We start from the raw sequence: 14,056 nt of genomic DNA, 5'->3' as shown, positions 1-14,056 counted from the left end.
CCAAGGGGAATGTCGTGTCGGCCGCGGAGGGTGGGGGGGGGGCGCGCACCCCGGGGGCGGGTGGACCCGTCTCCACCCCGCCTGGCTGGGCCCGGCGTGGGTGGGGTGTGGGCTCGTCGCCGGGGTCCCCCCCCCGGGCCCCGACGTGCGCCACGCCCGCACGCTCGAGCGGCTCCGCGAGGGCGGGGACGGCCTCGACCTCCCCGGTCGGCTCTCGCTGTTCGGCCACACGCGGCTGCCCGTCACCGAGGTCGAGCTGCTGCGTGCCCTGGGCGAGCACCGCGACGTCCACCTCTGGCTGCCGCAGCCCTCGCCCGCGCTCTGGACCGCGCTGGCGCCGACCGCCGCCGAGGGCCCGGTCGCCCGCGCCGTCGACGACTCGGCCGACCTGGTCGAGCACCCGCTGCTCGCCTCGCTCGGGCGCGACGCCCGCGAGCTGCGCCGCACGCTGGGCGAGGTCGCGGCCGACCAGGCGCCGGCGGAGCAGGCCGACCCGACGACGCTCCTCGGCTGGCTCCAGGCCGACCTCCGCGCCAACTGTGCCCCCGACCCTTCCGCCCTGGCCGCGCGCGTGCGGGCGCCGCGCGACCTGTCGGTCCAGGTGCACGCCTGCCACGGCACGGCCCGGCAGGTCGACGTCCTCCGCGAGGTGCTCGTCGGCCTGCTCCAGGACGACCCGAGCCTCGAGCCGCGCGACATCCTCGTGATGTGTCCCGACATCGAGACCTACGCACCGCTGATCTCGGCGGGCTTCGGCCTGGCCGACGTCGCCCACGAGGACGCCGGCCACCCGGCCCACCGGCTGCGGGTCCGGCTCGCCGACCGGTCGCCGGGCGCCACCAACCCGCTGCTCGGCGTCGCGGCCGACCTCGTCGAGCTCGCCGCCGGGCGGATGACCGCCACGTCGGTGCTCGACCTCGCGGCGACCGAGCCGGTGCGGGCCCGCTTCGGCTTCACCGACGACCACCTCGAGCGGATGGCCCGCTGGGTCGACCAGGCCGCGATCCGCTGGGGCTACGACCGCGACCACCGCGGCGCCTTCGGGCTCGACCTCGACGCCAACACCTGGCTGGCCGGGCTGCAGCGGGTGCTGCTCGGCGCGGCGATGTCCGGCGACGGGCACCGGGTCGTGCGCACCACGCTGCCGCTCGACGACGTCGGCGACGGCCACCTCGAGCTCGTCGGCAGCTTCGTGGAGATGGTCGACCGGCTGCACACCTTCGTGCGGGCCGCCGCCGACGCCTCCTCGGTCGCGGACTGGACGACGGCCCTCGGCGCAGCCGTGCACGGCCTCACCGCCAGCGGCGCCGAGGACGCCTGGCGGGTGGCGCAGTTCGACCGCGAGCTGGCGCGGATCTCGGCCGGCGTCGGTGACCACGAGACGCGCCTGCGCCACGCCGACCTACGAGCGCTGCTGCGGCACCGTCTGCGCGGCCGGCCGACGCGCAGCAACTTCCGCACCGGCACGCTGACGGTCTGCACGATGGTGCCGATGCGCTCGGTGCCGCACCGGGTGGTGTGCCTGGTCGGGCTCGACGACGGCGTCTTCCCGCGGCTGGAGTCCGTCGACGGCGACGACGTGCTCGCCCGGCGTCCGCTCACCGGCGAGCGCGACATCCGCTCCGAGGACCGCCAGCTCCTCCTCGACGCCATCGGCGCAGCGACCGAGACGCTGGTGATCACCTACGCCGGTCGCGGCGAGCACACCAACGACGACAAACCGCCCGCGGTCCCGCTCGGCGAGCTGCTCGACGCCCTCGACCGCACCAGCAGCGCGCCCGTGCGCGACGACGTCGTCTTCCAGCACCCCCTCCAGCCCTTCGACGAGGCCAACCTGACCTCCGGTGCGCTGGTCCGGGCGGTGGAGCGTCCCTTCTCCTTCGACCGCACGGCACTCGCCGGGGCGCAGGCGGCGCGTGCCCCGCACCCCGCCCCACCGGCGCTGGTGCCCGGCCCGCTCGCGGCGCCCGCCGCCTCGGAGGAGGTGTCGCTGAGCGACCTCCAGGACTTCTTCGCCCACCCGGTCCGCAGCTTCCTGCGACAGCGGCTCCGGGTCACCACCCCCTACGACGTCGACGAGACCAAGGACGCCATCCCGATCACGCTCGACGGCCTCGAGAAGTGGCAGGTGGGCGACCGGCTCGTCCACGACGTGCTCGCCGGTGGCGACCCGCAGGCCGCGATGCTCGCCGAGCAGCTGCGCGGGCTGCTGCCGCCCGAGGACCTCGGCGGCGCCATGCTCACCGAGATCGTCACGCGCGTGCGCCCCCTGGTGGAGGCGGCGACACCGCTGCGCCAGGGCACCCCACGCACGCTCGACGTCGACATCGACCTCGGCGACCGGCGGCTCACCGGCACGGTCAGCAACGTCTTCGGCAACTTCCTCGTCGCGGTGAGCTACTCCAGCCTCGGCGCCAAGCACCGGCTCGCCGCCTGGCTCGACGCGCTCGCGCTGTCGGCTGGTCACCCCGACGAGAACTGGACCGCGCACACGATCGGGCGCTGGGGCCGCTCCGGGCGCCGGGCGCTGGTCTCCCCGATGTCCGACGACGACGCGCGCACGCACCTGCGCACGCTGGTCGCGGTCATGGAGCGCGGCCAGTGCGAGCCACTGCCGCTGCCGATCAAGACCAGCCTGGCCTTCGCCGAGGAGTTCGCGATCGGCGAGCGCTCGGGCGGAGGCAGCCAGGCCGACCCCGACGGCAAGGCGCGCGGCGAGTGGGTGACGCCGCGGTTCAACGACTCCGGCTTCCCCAAGGAGGACGGCGACCAGTGGCACGTCCGCGCGTGGGGCGAGGCCGCGGCGTACGACCTGCTCGCGGTGCCGCTGCTCCCCGACGAGGCGGCCGAGGGCGGCCCGGCGCCCCACCGGCTCGGCCACTACGCGCTCAAGGTCTGGTCGCCGCTGCTGTCCCACGAGCTGGTGCGGGGGATCTGACATGACGCAGCCGCCCACCCCCGACACCCTCGAGACCTTCGACATCTGCGGCGACCTCCCGACCGGCACCACTCTGCTCGAGGCCAGCGCCGGCACCGGCAAGACGTGGACCATCGCCGCGCTCGTGACTCGCTACCTCGTGGAGGGCGTCGCGACGCTCGAGGAGATGCTGGTCGTCACGTTCACCCGGGCGGCCAGCCAGGAGCTGCGCGACCGGGTGCGCCGCCAGCTCGACGACGCCGCCGCCGTGCTCGCCGACCCGGCGACGGCCGACCCGGCCAACCGCCTCCACGACTGGCTGCTCGACGCCGACGAGTCGGAGCGGGCACTCCGGCTCGGACGGCTGACCCGCGCGCTGACGTCGTTCGACGCGGCCACGATCGCGACGATCCACCAGTTCTGCCAGCTGGTGCTGCGCAGCCTGGGCGTCGCCGGCGACACCGACACCGGGGCCGTGCTGGTGGAGGACCTCGAGCAGCTCACCACCGAGGTCACCGACGACACCTACCTCCACCTCTTCGCCCGCCAGGAGCAGGCGCCGTGGAGCCGGGAGGAGGCGCTGGCGATCGCCCGGGCGGTCGTCGACGACCCGCGCGCGCGGGTCGCCCCGCAGGAGGCGCTCGCGGAGGACCCCGACGGCCGGGCTGCGGCGCGGGTGCGCTTCGCGTGCCAGGTGCTCGACGAGATCGACCGGCGCAAGCGCCGCCTCGGCGTCCTGTCCTACGACGACCTGCTCGGCCAGCTCGCCGACGCCCTCGGTCCGGAGGACTCGCCCGCCCGGGCGCGGATGCGCAACCGCTGGAAGGTCGCGCTGATCGACGAGTTCCAGGACACCGACCCGGTGCAGTGGCAGGTCTTCGAGCGTGCCTTCCACGGCGTCTCCACGCTGGTGCTGATCGGCGACCCCAAGCAGGCCATCTACGCCTTCCGGGGTGGCGACATCGTGACCTACCTCGACGCCGCCGAGCAGGCCACGACGCGGCAGACGCTGGGCGTCAACTGGCGTGCCGACCAGCCCCTGCTCGACTCGCTCCACGTGCTGATCGAGGGCGCCGCCCTCGGCGACGAGCGGATCCCCGTGCACCCGGTCACCGCCCACCACCCGACCTCCCGGCTCGAGGGAGCCGGGCCGCCGTTCCGGCTGCGGGTGGTGCGCCACCAAGAGCTCGGCCGCACGCGACCGCGCATCGGCGACTGGCGCGCGCACGTGCTCACCGACCTGGCCGCCGACGTCAAGCGGCTGCTCACCAGCGGCGCGACCGTCGAGGCCGAGGGCGGGCAGCGGCCGGTCGAGCCGAAGGACGTCGCGGTGCTCGCCGCCCGCCGGGCCGACCTGCTCGCCGCGCAGGAGGCGCTCGCCGCCGTCGGCGTACCTGCCGTGCTCAACGCGGGCGGGTCGGTGTTCAAAACCGCGGCGGCCACCCAGTGGCTGACCCTGCTGGAGGCGCTCGAGCAGCCGCACCGGGCCGACCGGGTGCGGGCCGCGGCCCTGACCGACTTCTTCGGACGCACCGCCGCGGAGCTCCAGGCCGACCCCGACCCGACCGACGCCCTCAGCGAGCACGTACGCCGGCTCGCCGACGTGTTCGCGGCTCGCGGGGTCGCTGCCGTGCTGGAGTGCGCGGTCCTCGACGGGTTGACTGCCCGCGTGCTCGGCCGGGTCGGGGGCGAGCGCACACTGACCGACCTGCGCCACATCGGCGAGGCGCTGCACAAGGTGACCGTCAGCGAGCGCTTCGGTGTCGTCGGGCTGCTGGGGTGGCTGCGCACGCAGGTCGCCGACGACAAGCTCGAGGTCGCCTCCGAGCGGACCCGGCGCCTCGATTCCGACGCGGCGGCCGTGCAGCTGGTGACGATCCACGGCAGCAAGGGCCTCGAGTACCCCATCGTCTACCTCCCCACCCTGTGGGACCGGTGGGTCCGCGACGACGACGTCCCCCTCTTCCACGACGCCGACGGCGAGCGCTGCCGCGACGTCGGCGGGCCCAGCCGGTGGCGCGACGCGGCGGTCACCCGGAGCCGCCACGAGGACGCCGGGGAGTCACTGCGCCTGCTCTACGTCGCACTGACGCGGGCCCAGTCCCAGGTGGTGGCGTGGTACTGCCCGACCGCCAACAACACCGCCAGCGCACCCCTCCACCGGATGCTCTTCGGCCGCGCGCCCGGGCACACGGCCGTCAACGACGAGCAGCCCGTGCTCGGCGACGACGAGGTCGTGGAGATCCTCGGCCGCTGGAAGGGCGCCGGTGGTCCCCAGCCCGAGCTCGCCACCCCCGGCACCGTCGACGCGAGCCCGATCGACAGGCCGCTGCCGCCGCTGTCGGTGCGGTCGTTCGACCGCGACGTCGACACCGCCTGGCGCCGGACGTCGTACTCCGCACTGGCCGCGGCCGGGGCACCGCACGCGGGGGCACCCGACCGGGTCCTCTCCGAGCCCGACGACGTCCCCGACCTCGACGAGGCGGACCTGGAGGACCTCCCCGACGAGGCGCCCGCCCCGGAGGCCGACCTCGCGCTGACGGCCGTGGCCTCGCCGATGGCCGACCTGCCGGTGGGCGCGGAGTTCGGGTCACTCGTCCACGAGGTGCTCGAGCACGCCGACCCGGCCGCGCCCGACCTGCGCGCCGAGCTGCTCACGCAGATCGAGGAGCACCGGGCATGGTGGGCGGTCGAGGTCGACGCCGAGGCGCTCGCCGACGCGCTCGTCGCGGTCTGCGACTCCCCGCTCGGGCCGCTCGCCGGTGGCCTCACCCTGCGCGACGTCCACGTGCCCGACCGGCTGCGCGAGCTCGACTTCGAGGTGCCCCTGGCGGGTGGTGACCTCGCTGCCCACGACGCGGCACAGGTGCTGCTCGGCGACCTCGGGCCGCTGCTGCGCGCGCACCTGCCGGCCGGCGACCCGCTGTTGGCGTTCGCGGAGACTCTGGAGGGTGACCCGGCGCTGGCCGGGCAGCGGCTCCTCGGCTACCTCACCGGGTCGATCGACGTGGTCGTCCGGGTGCCCGTCGGGGGTCGCACCCGCTTCCTGACCATCGACTACAAGACCAACTGGCTCGGCGACCGCGCGGCACCCGCGACCGCCTGGGACTACCGGCCCGCCGTCCTCGACGAGGCGATGGGGCACTCCGACTACCCGCTCCAGGCGCTGCTCTACACCGTGGTCCTGCACCGCTACCTGCGGTGGCGGCTGGCCGGCTACGACCCGGCGGAGCACCTCGGCGGCGTGCTGTACCTCTACCTCCGCGGGATGTGCGGCCCGGAGACGCCGAGCGTCGACGGCCGGCCGTGCGGGGTGTTCTCGTGGCAGCCGCCGGTCGCGCTCGTGACCGCGCTGTCCGACCTCCTCGACGGGGCCCCCAATGACTGACCTCTTCGAGCCGGTCGACGCGACCGACGCCCGCCTGGCTCTCGGGGCGACCGGGCTGCTGGCGCAGTTCAACGTCGCCGGCGTGCTGACCAGCGCCGACGTCCACGTCGCATCGGCCCTCGGCCGGCTGGGGCGTGAGTCCGACGAGCAGGTCCTGCTGGCCGTCGCGCTCGCCGTGCGCGCGGTGCGAGGCGGCTCGGTCGCCCTCGACCTCGCGACCGTCGCCGACCCGCCCGACCTGCCCTGGCCCTCGGCCACCGGCTGGGCCGAGGCCGTGGCCGGGAGCCCGCTCGTGGCGGCCGGCCTCGTGCGCTGGGACAACGACCTCCTCTACCTCGACCGCTACCACGAGCAGGAGACCCAGGTCGTCGACGACCTGCTGTCCCGCGCGTCCACCGCACCCGACCACGACCCCGCGCTCATGCAGGGCTCGCTCGACCGGGTGGTGGCCGCGATGCAGCGGGCGCGGCCGGAGTCGACGTACGACGAGCAGGTCGCGGCGTGCCTCTCCGCAGCACGCCAGTGGACGACCGTGCTGACCGGCGGCCCCGGCACCGGCAAGACAACGGCCGTCGCGTCGCTGCTGGTCGGGCTGCTCGACCAGCACCCCAGCGGCCTGCGGATCGCGCTCGCCGCTCCGACCGGCAAGGCCGCGGCGCGGCTCCAGCAGGCGGTGCACCAGGAGGCCGAGGCCTTCGACGAGCCGGACCGCGTGCGCCTCGCCGGAGTCACCGCCTCGACCCTGCACCGGCTGTTGCGGCCCGACCCGGGCAACTCCACCCGCTTCCGCCACCACCGTGGCAACCGGCTGCCGCACGACGTCGTCTTGGTCGACGAGTCGTCCATGGTCTCGCTCACCCAGATGGCCCGGCTGCTCGAGGCGGTGCGCCCCGACGCCCGGCTGGTGCTGGTGGGCGACCCGCACCAGCTCTCGTCGGTCGAGGCCGGCGCCGTGCTGAGCGACGTGGTCCGCGGCTTCCAGGACCGTCCCGACTCCCCCGTCGCCGGGCTCCGCACGACGCACCGCTTCGGCGAGCACATCCGCTCCCTGGCAGAGGCGCTGCGCACCGGCGACGCCGACACGGCCCTGGCCGTGCTCGCCGCGGGCCACGAGGCGGTCGAGTGGGTCGACGAGCCCGACCCCGCCCCGCGCATCCGCACCACCGCGCTGGCCGCGGCCCTCGCCGTCCGGGACGCCGCCGAGCGTGGCGACGTCACCGGCGCGCTCGCGGCGCTCGACCACCACCGACTGCTGTGCGCCCACCGCGACGGCCCCTACGGCGTACGCCACTGGAACCGCCGCATCGAGCACTGGCTCACTGCCGAGACCGGCGACCCGCTCTACGAGCGCGCCTACGTCGGTCGCCCGCTGCTGGTCACCGCCAACGACCACCAGCTCGGCGTCTACAACGGCGACAGCGGCGTGGTCGTGCTGACGCCGGAGGGCCCGCGGGCGGTGATCGCGGCCAGCGACGGGCCGCGCGACCTCGCCCCCTCGCGACTCGGCGACGTGGAGACGATGCACGCGATGACGATCCACAAGTCGCAGGGCTCGCAGGCCGACGTCGTCACGGTGCTGCTGCCCGACGCCGACTCGCGGCTGCTCTCGCGCGAGCTCTTCTACACCGCCGTCACCCGTGCGCGGACCCGCGTGCGGGTGGTCGGCTCCGAGGCGTCGATCCGGGCGGCGATCGGTCGTCGGGCGCAACGCGCGAGCGGGCTCGCCGTACGCCTCGCCGGCGCGCCGTGAGCGGCGCGTCCCACGGAAGCGCGGCTGAAACGCCAGCGACACAGACTCCGGATAGCCTCGTGGCATGCCGTTCCTGATGCGCGTCGAGCTCCCCGATGTCCCGGGGTCGCTGGGTCGTGTGGCGGCTGCGATCGGTGAGGCCGGTGGTGACATCGACGCGATCGAGATCGTCGAGAAGCGCGACGGCTTCGCGGTCGACGACGTGCTCCTCGAGATGGCTCCCGGCACGATGCCCGACTCCGTGGTCTCCGCGTGCAGCGTGCTCGACGGGGTGACCGTGCTGTGGATCAACCGCTACGCCGCCGGCGGCAACCTGTTCCTCGACCTCGAGGTCGTCGAGGCGCTCACCGAGGACCCCTCCACAGCCCGTGACCGGCTGATCGACCTGCTGCCCGTCGCCTTCCGCGTCGACTGGGCGGCCCGGGTCCGTGCCGGCTCCGACGGCGCCGCCGAGGTCGTCCACGCCACCGACGCCGCGCCGCCCGACTTCACCCTCACCTCGGTGCCCGCACCGACCCGCCTCCCCGGCGACGACGTCTACGTCGAGTGCGCCGCCCCCTTCGACGACGAGGTGGTCCTGATGGGCCGTCGCGGCGGCCCCGAGTTCCTCGACTCCGAGCTCGCCCGCCTCCAGCACCTCCTCGGCCTGGCGATCACCATCAGCCGCAACTGACCGAGCCCCCGGGTGAGCGGTGGTCCAGGGGGATTCCGAGGGCACGAATTGCCCCTCGACCACCGCCCACCAGCGTGTCGGCGTACGACACACCCGCCAGCGGTGACCGAGGAGGAATCCGCGCGCAGGAAATGCCCCTCCACCACCGCCCACCCGCGTGGGCGTACGACACACCCGCCAGCGGTGCTCCACCTACATTCGCCCGCCTCGGAACGTAGGTCCGCCACCGCCCACCCGCGCGTCGGCGTACGACACACCCGCCAGCGGTGCTCCACCTACATTCGCCGGGCTCGGAACGTAGGTGGGCCACCGCCCACCCGCGTGTCGGCGTACGACACATCAGCCAGCGGTGGTCCAGGGGGATTCCACCGGCACGAATGCCCCTCCACCACCGCCCACCCCCGCGCCGGCGTACGACACACCCGCCCGGGCGGTCAGCGGACCGAGCGGATCCTCGTGACGAAGACCGAGCCGAGGACGCAGAGGGCGAAGCCGACGACGTACACGACGCCGTAGCCGAGCGACCAGCCGTCGCCGTGGGTGGCGACCGAGCCGCCGAGCTCGCGTACGACGACGAGGATGAGGCCGGCGATCGCGGGGGCGAGGACCTGCGGGAGGGCGGCGGCGATGTTGATGACGCCGAGGTCCTTGGCGCGGTCGACGGCGCCCGGGAGCACCTGGGTGATGAGCGCGAAGTCGACGGCCTGGTAGACGCCGAAGCCGGCGCCGAGGACGACCGCGGCGAGCAGCGCTCCGGGCCATGCCTGCCAGAGCCCGAGGATCAGCGAGCTGGCGCCGATGAGGACCCCGGACCAGATCACGAAGACCTTGCGCCTGCCGACCCGGTCGCTCCAGTGGCCGACGACGACGGTGGTGGCGACGGTCGCGACACCGTAGATGAGCACGAGGAGGCCGAGCTTGGCGGTGGCGTCGTCGTCGCCGTAGCCGAGGCCGTCGGTGAGGAAGTAGTAGAGGTAGTTGAGCGCGATCCAGTTGCCGAGGTTGACCAGCAGCCGGGTGAGCCAGGCCCACGCGAAGTCGGGGTGCTCGCGGGGCGAGACCCACAGCGACCGCACGAGCTTCTTCCAGTCCAGCGGCTCGAGCACGTGGTCGGCCGGCAGGGGTACGTCGCGTGAGCCGAGGAGGTAGGGCACCGACAGGGCGAGCATCACGAGCGCGGTCACCAGGTAGCCCTGCGCGATCGAGCCGGTGACCTCGGCGATCTTGATCCCGACGAGCACGCCGACCGTGCCGGCGATGGCGACGAGCCCGCCGATCAGGCCGCGGCGCTCGACCGGCACCTGGTCGGGCACCGCGGCGACGGCGCCGGCCCAGGCCGCGTTGAGCGCGAGCTGCACCAGGCTCCAGGCCACCACCATCAGCACCGCGCCCTCGGCCACCGAGAGCAGCAGCAGCGACGCGGCGCCGAGGACGACACCACCGAGGACCCACGGCACCCGCCGCCCCAGCCGGGACGTCGTACGGTCCGAGAAGGCGCCCCACACCGGGTTGGCGAACATCGAGACGGTCGCGCCGGTGAAGAGCACGACGGCGAGCAGCAGCTCCTTGCTCATCCCGCCGGGCTCCGCGGCGGCGATCCGCTCGGCCTGCTGGGCGAGCAGCACCTGGATCGGCCCGAACCAGCCGGCCATCACGCCGAGGTTGAGCAGCACCAGCGCGCCGATCCACCGGGCGGGAGGTGCGTCGACGGGCTCGTCGAACGCCGAGCGGGCCGCGGCCTGAGTGGTCACGGCGTCATTGTGGGGCCACGGACCCGCGGGCGCGAGGAAAATCCGGGTCCGTCGGACCGGGGATCCGACGGCTGGTTCAATGACGCAATGGTCTTTTCGGGAGACGGGGCGATGGGACGCTCGGACCTGCTCGACGTCGTCTCCGTGCTCGACGTCGACACCGTGCTGGCACGGTCGGCGGCCGTCGGCGCCGAGAAGACGCGCGCGCAGGGCCTCGTGCTCGCCGTCGTCGACGAGCCCGCCGCGGACGACTCCGAGGGGCGACGCGTCCCGACGCGGCTGACGCTGGTCCGCGGGCTCGGGGAGGACGAGGCCGGTGAGCTCCGCGACCGGCTGGGCAGCTCGGGCCTGAAGGGCGAGCCGGGCGCCCGCCCGGAGCAGGACCTGGCGCGGCTGTCCGACCCCGCCACGGGCCGCGAGGTGCTGCGGGTGCCGGTCGTGGTGGGCAAGCGCCTCTACGCCGACCTGCTCCTCCTCGCTCCGCCGGACGGCTTCTTCGACGACGACGACGTCGAGGGCGTCGCCGTCCTCGGCCGGGTGACGGGCGTGGCGGTGCGCAACGCGCTCAGCTACCGCCTCAGCGAGCGGCGTCGCGAGGCGCTCGAGCTCGCCGCCGCCGTCGACCGGTCGGTGCACCCGCCCTACCTCATCGAGGAGCCGCTGACCCGGGTCGCCGAGGGGGCGCTGAGCATCGCCGCCGCCCGCACGGCCGTCGTCGTGGCGGTGACCTCCGACCGGATCGACGTCTCCGCCGGCGCGGGCGTCACCGACGAGCTGCTGGGCCGCACCATGGCCGAGGTGACCGACCACGTGCGGACCGCCCAGCACGACGGGCACGAGTTCCTGGTCCGGCTGGCCGACCTCACGGTGTGGGGCATCCCGCTGAACCCCGAGCACTCCTTCGCCGGCGTCGTGGTGCTGCTCCTCGAGCACCCCCACCCGGGCCCCTCCCCCGACGACCGCGAGCTGCTCGGCTCCTTCGTCCGCCACTCCTCCCTGGTCCTCGACCACGCGGTCCTTCAGCAGGAGCGGCAGCACGCGGTGCTCGCCGCCGACCGCGACCGGATCGCGCGCGACCTGCACGACGGCGTCATCCAGCGGCTGTACGCCACCGCGCTCAAGCTGCGCGCCGGCATCCGCAGCGGGGACGACTCGGGCGGCCACGGCGACGAGGCGGTCCGCGAGATCGGCGACTCGATCCGCGACATCCGCGGCACTGTCTTCGAGCTCGAGCGCGGTCGCCCGGCGTCGCTGCGCAGCGACGTGCTGGCCCTGGCCAAGGAGTACGAGTCGGTGCTGGGCTTCGTGCCCGTCGTGCGGTCGTGGGGGCCGGTCGACTCCCTCGTCGGCCAGGCGCTGGCCGACCAGGCGACGGTGGTGCTGCGCGAGGCACTCTCCAACTGCGCGCGCCACGCCGGCGCCGGCCGCGTCGAGATCGACGTGGCCGTGGACGGCGGCTGGTTCAGCCTGTGGGTCACCGACGACGGTCGCGGCATGACGGGCACGGAGCTGCCCGGCAGCGGGCTCCGCAACCTCCGCGCGCGGGCGACGGCGCTCGGTGGCGACCTCGACGTGCAGGGCGCCGACCCCGGCACCGTGCTCCAGTGGCGGGTGCCGCTCGAGGGCTAGGGTCGCCAGGCATGGACATGCTGCGCAGCGCCCAGATCGCCGAGGCCGGACTGACCGACTGGCGCAAGCTGGCCCAAGGTCTGCACGCCCGCTACCTGGTGGACGACTTCGCCACGGCCGCGCGCTTCGTCGCCGCCGTGGGTGAGGCGGGCGACGGCCTCGGCCACCACCCGCGCGTGGTGATCGGCGCCGGTCACGTCGACCTCGAGCTCGTCACCGCCGACGCGATCTACCGCGCCGACGACGGCACCGAGCACGTCGTCGAGTGGGTGACGCAGCAGGACGTCGACCTCGCCCGCCGGATCACCGAGGACGCCGCCGACCTCGGGCTGACCCCGGACCCTGCGTCGGTCTCCGAGGTCGAGCTCGGCCTCGACACCGCCCGGTCCGCGACGGTCGCGCCGGTGTGGGCAGCCCTGCTCACCGGCGAGGCCGAGTCCCAGGGCCGCGGGTCGCCGGGCGACGAGGTCCGCGACGCCACCGTGCGGGTGCCCAACCTCTGGTTCGACGACGGCGACACCACCCGCCCGCAGAAGCTCCACGTCGAGGTCTACGTCGCGCCCGAGGTGGTCGAGCAGCGGGTCGCCGCAGCCGTCGCCGCGGGTGGGACCGTCGTCGACGACAGCGAGGCGCCCGGCCTCACCGTGATCGCCGACCAGGACGGCAACACCGGCGTCGTCTGCTGCGACACCTCGGCGGCGGCGCAGGGCTGAGGCCGGGTCAGCGCACGTAGCCCGCGAGCTCCAGCGACTGCTTGACCTGCCCGTCCTCGGTCTGCTCCTCGCTCGCCAGGGTGGCGTCGACCTCGAGGTGCAGGACGGGGGTCGGGTCGCACGACGCCTGTGTGACCCGCACCGTGCCCGTGCTGCCCGCGGAGCTGACCACCTCGTTGCCGTCGGGCGCCCCCTCCGTGTCGCCGACGAAGACCGTCAGCGGGAGCGAGTCCGAGGAGCCGTCGGCGGACTCGATCGGCAGCGTGAACGTGCGCGGTCGGTCGAGGGCGGCGACGTCGGCCTCCACGAGGACGAACGGCTGGAGCAGGCGCTCGCCGTCCAGTCGCAGGGGGCTGGTGAGAACGAGGCGGCTACCGCCGTCACACGTCACCGTGACGTCCTCGAAGGCGTAGCTCGAGCCGTCCGGCCGCGTCATCACCAGGGAGTACGGCGGTGGCGTGTCGACCGCGACGACGCCCTCGCGGCCGTCGCCCGAGCCGCCCGATGACACCGCGACGTAGCCCCCGACCGCCGCCACCACGACCGCGGTCCCGACCCCGACGCCGACGCGCCGGTGCCGGCGACGAGCCCGCATGCGCTTCTCGACCCGGTCGAACGCGTCCTGCGGCGCGTGGAGCGCGGAGTCGAGCCGCTCGTAGCCGTCCCTGATCTGTTCCTCGGTCATCGGGTCATCCCTCTCGTGTGGTCAGCAGCCCGCGCTCGCGGGCGTGCTCACGCAGGCGCTCGGTGCCCCGGGAGAGCTGGCTCTTGACCGTGCCCTCGGAGCAGCCCATCCGCTCGGCGATGGCCCGGACATCGAGGTCCTCCACGTGGCGGAGGGCCAGGGCCGTGCGCTGGCGCGGCGAGAGCGTCGCCAGCGCCTCGACCAGCCACGGCTCCATGCCGTCGAGGTCCTCGGCGACCGCGGCCACCTCGGGCGCGGCCGCCGAGCGGGGCAGCTCGCGACGCAGCCGCCGGACGCGGTCGATGTTGAGCCGGACCATCACGGTCCTGGCGTAGGCGACGGGGGTGTCGTACGACGTCCGTCCCCACCGCTCACCCATCCGCGCCAGCGTCTCCTGGGTGAGGTCCCACGCGTCGTGCGGATCTGCCGTCAACGCGTAGGCGTAGCCCAGCAGCGGTCGCGCCTGGAGCGCGACGAAGTCGGCGAAGTCGGCCCTCGTCGCGTCGTCCACCCGTGTCCTCCGTCCGTGGTTCCCCACCGTTGCACCTGC

At 74.6% G+C, this 14,056-nt stretch carries 9 protein-coding genes; 6 read left to right on the top strand and 3 right to left on the bottom strand.

Annotation, left to right across the window (positions count from 1 at the left end):
* The first annotated feature begins 145 nt into the window (after positions 1-145).
* From recC to ACE3QY_RS01845, 4 genes are all read left to right on the top strand, one after another.
* Positions 146-2,938 (top strand): exodeoxyribonuclease V subunit gamma, encoded by a 2,793-nt coding sequence (recC, locus tag ACE3QY_RS01860; RefSeq protein ID WP_374454304.1) that lies wholly within the window; start codon positions 146-148, stop codon positions 2,936-2,938.
* Position 2,939: 1 nt separating this feature from the next.
* The gene (locus ACE3QY_RS01855) at positions 2,940-6,305 is read left to right on the top strand and encodes a UvrD-helicase domain-containing protein (protein ID WP_374454303.1); all 3,366 of its coding nucleotides are present in this window, start codon (positions 2,940-2,942) and stop codon (positions 6,303-6,305) included.
* A complete protein-coding gene (gene recD / locus ACE3QY_RS01850) occupies positions 6,298-8,055 on the top strand; it encodes an exodeoxyribonuclease V subunit alpha (RefSeq protein ID WP_374454302.1) in 1,758 nt (585 codons plus the stop codon). The genes ACE3QY_RS01855 and recD overlap by 8 nt, the downstream gene beginning before the upstream one ends.
* A 64-nt stretch (positions 8,056-8,119) precedes the next feature.
* A complete protein-coding gene (locus tag ACE3QY_RS01845; RefSeq protein ID WP_374454301.1) occupies positions 8,120-8,728 on the top strand; it encodes an ACT domain-containing protein in 609 nt (202 codons plus the stop codon).
* Between the two features lie 434 nt (positions 8,729-9,162).
* Here the strand turns inward: ACE3QY_RS01845 and ACE3QY_RS01840 are convergent, their stop codons facing one another.
* Complete coding sequence (locus ACE3QY_RS01840; RefSeq protein WP_374454300.1) at positions 9,163-10,479, bottom strand: MFS transporter; 1,317 nt, start codon at positions 10,477-10,479, stop codon at positions 9,163-9,165.
* Positions 10,480-10,590: 111 nt separating this feature from the next.
* Here ACE3QY_RS01840 and ACE3QY_RS01835 point away from each other — a divergent pair, with 111 nt between their 5' ends.
* Positions 10,591-12,108, top strand: a complete 1,518-nt coding sequence (locus tag ACE3QY_RS01835) for a sensor histidine kinase (protein WP_374454299.1) — start codon at positions 10,591-10,593, stop codon at positions 12,106-12,108.
* An 11-nt stretch (positions 12,109-12,119) separates the two neighbouring features.
* Complete coding sequence (locus tag ACE3QY_RS01830) at positions 12,120-12,821, top strand: 4a-hydroxytetrahydrobiopterin dehydratase (protein ID WP_374454298.1); 702 nt, start codon at positions 12,120-12,122, stop codon at positions 12,819-12,821.
* A 7-nt stretch (positions 12,822-12,828) separates the two neighbouring features.
* Here ACE3QY_RS01830 and ACE3QY_RS01825 read toward each other — a convergent pair whose 3' ends face one another.
* The gene (locus ACE3QY_RS01825) at positions 12,829-13,506 is read right to left on the bottom strand and encodes a hypothetical protein (protein ID WP_374454297.1); all 678 of its coding nucleotides are present in this window, start codon (positions 13,504-13,506) and stop codon (positions 12,829-12,831) included.
* Between the two features lie 4 nt (positions 13,507-13,510).
* Entirely contained in the window at positions 13,511-14,017 is a 507-nt protein-coding gene (locus ACE3QY_RS01820) for a sigma-70 family RNA polymerase sigma factor (RefSeq protein WP_374454296.1), read from the bottom strand.
* Positions 14,018-14,056: the final 39 nt, after the last annotated feature.

It is taken from the genome of Nocardioides sp., from assembly GCF_041913365.1.
Classification (GTDB): domain Bacteria; phylum Actinomycetota; class Actinomycetes; order Propionibacteriales; family Nocardioidaceae; genus Nocardioides.
This window is presented reverse-complemented; position numbering and strand designations above follow the sequence as displayed.

Bases quoted from the DNA above. Each gene is read 5' to 3' on its own strand.
- ACE3QY_RS01830 (WP_374454298.1), top strand. From the start codon at position 12,120: ATGGACATGCTGCGCAGCGCCCAGATCGCCGAGGCCGGACTGACCGAC.
- ACE3QY_RS01855 (WP_374454303.1), top strand. From the start codon at position 2,940: ATGACGCAGCCGCCCACCCCCGACACCCTCGAGACCTTCGACATCTGC.
- recD (WP_374454302.1), top strand. From the start codon at position 6,298: ATGACTGACCTCTTCGAGCCGGTCGACGCGACCGACGCCCGCCTGGCT.
- ACE3QY_RS01835 (WP_374454299.1), top strand. From the start codon at position 10,591: ATGGGACGCTCGGACCTGCTCGACGTCGTCTCCGTGCTCGACGTCGAC.
- ACE3QY_RS01825 (WP_374454297.1), bottom strand. From the start codon at position 13,506: ATGACCGAGGAACAGATCAGGGACGGCTACGAGCGGCTCGACTCCGCG.
- ACE3QY_RS01845 (WP_374454301.1), top strand. From the start codon at position 8,120: ATGCCGTTCCTGATGCGCGTCGAGCTCCCCGATGTCCCGGGGTCGCTG.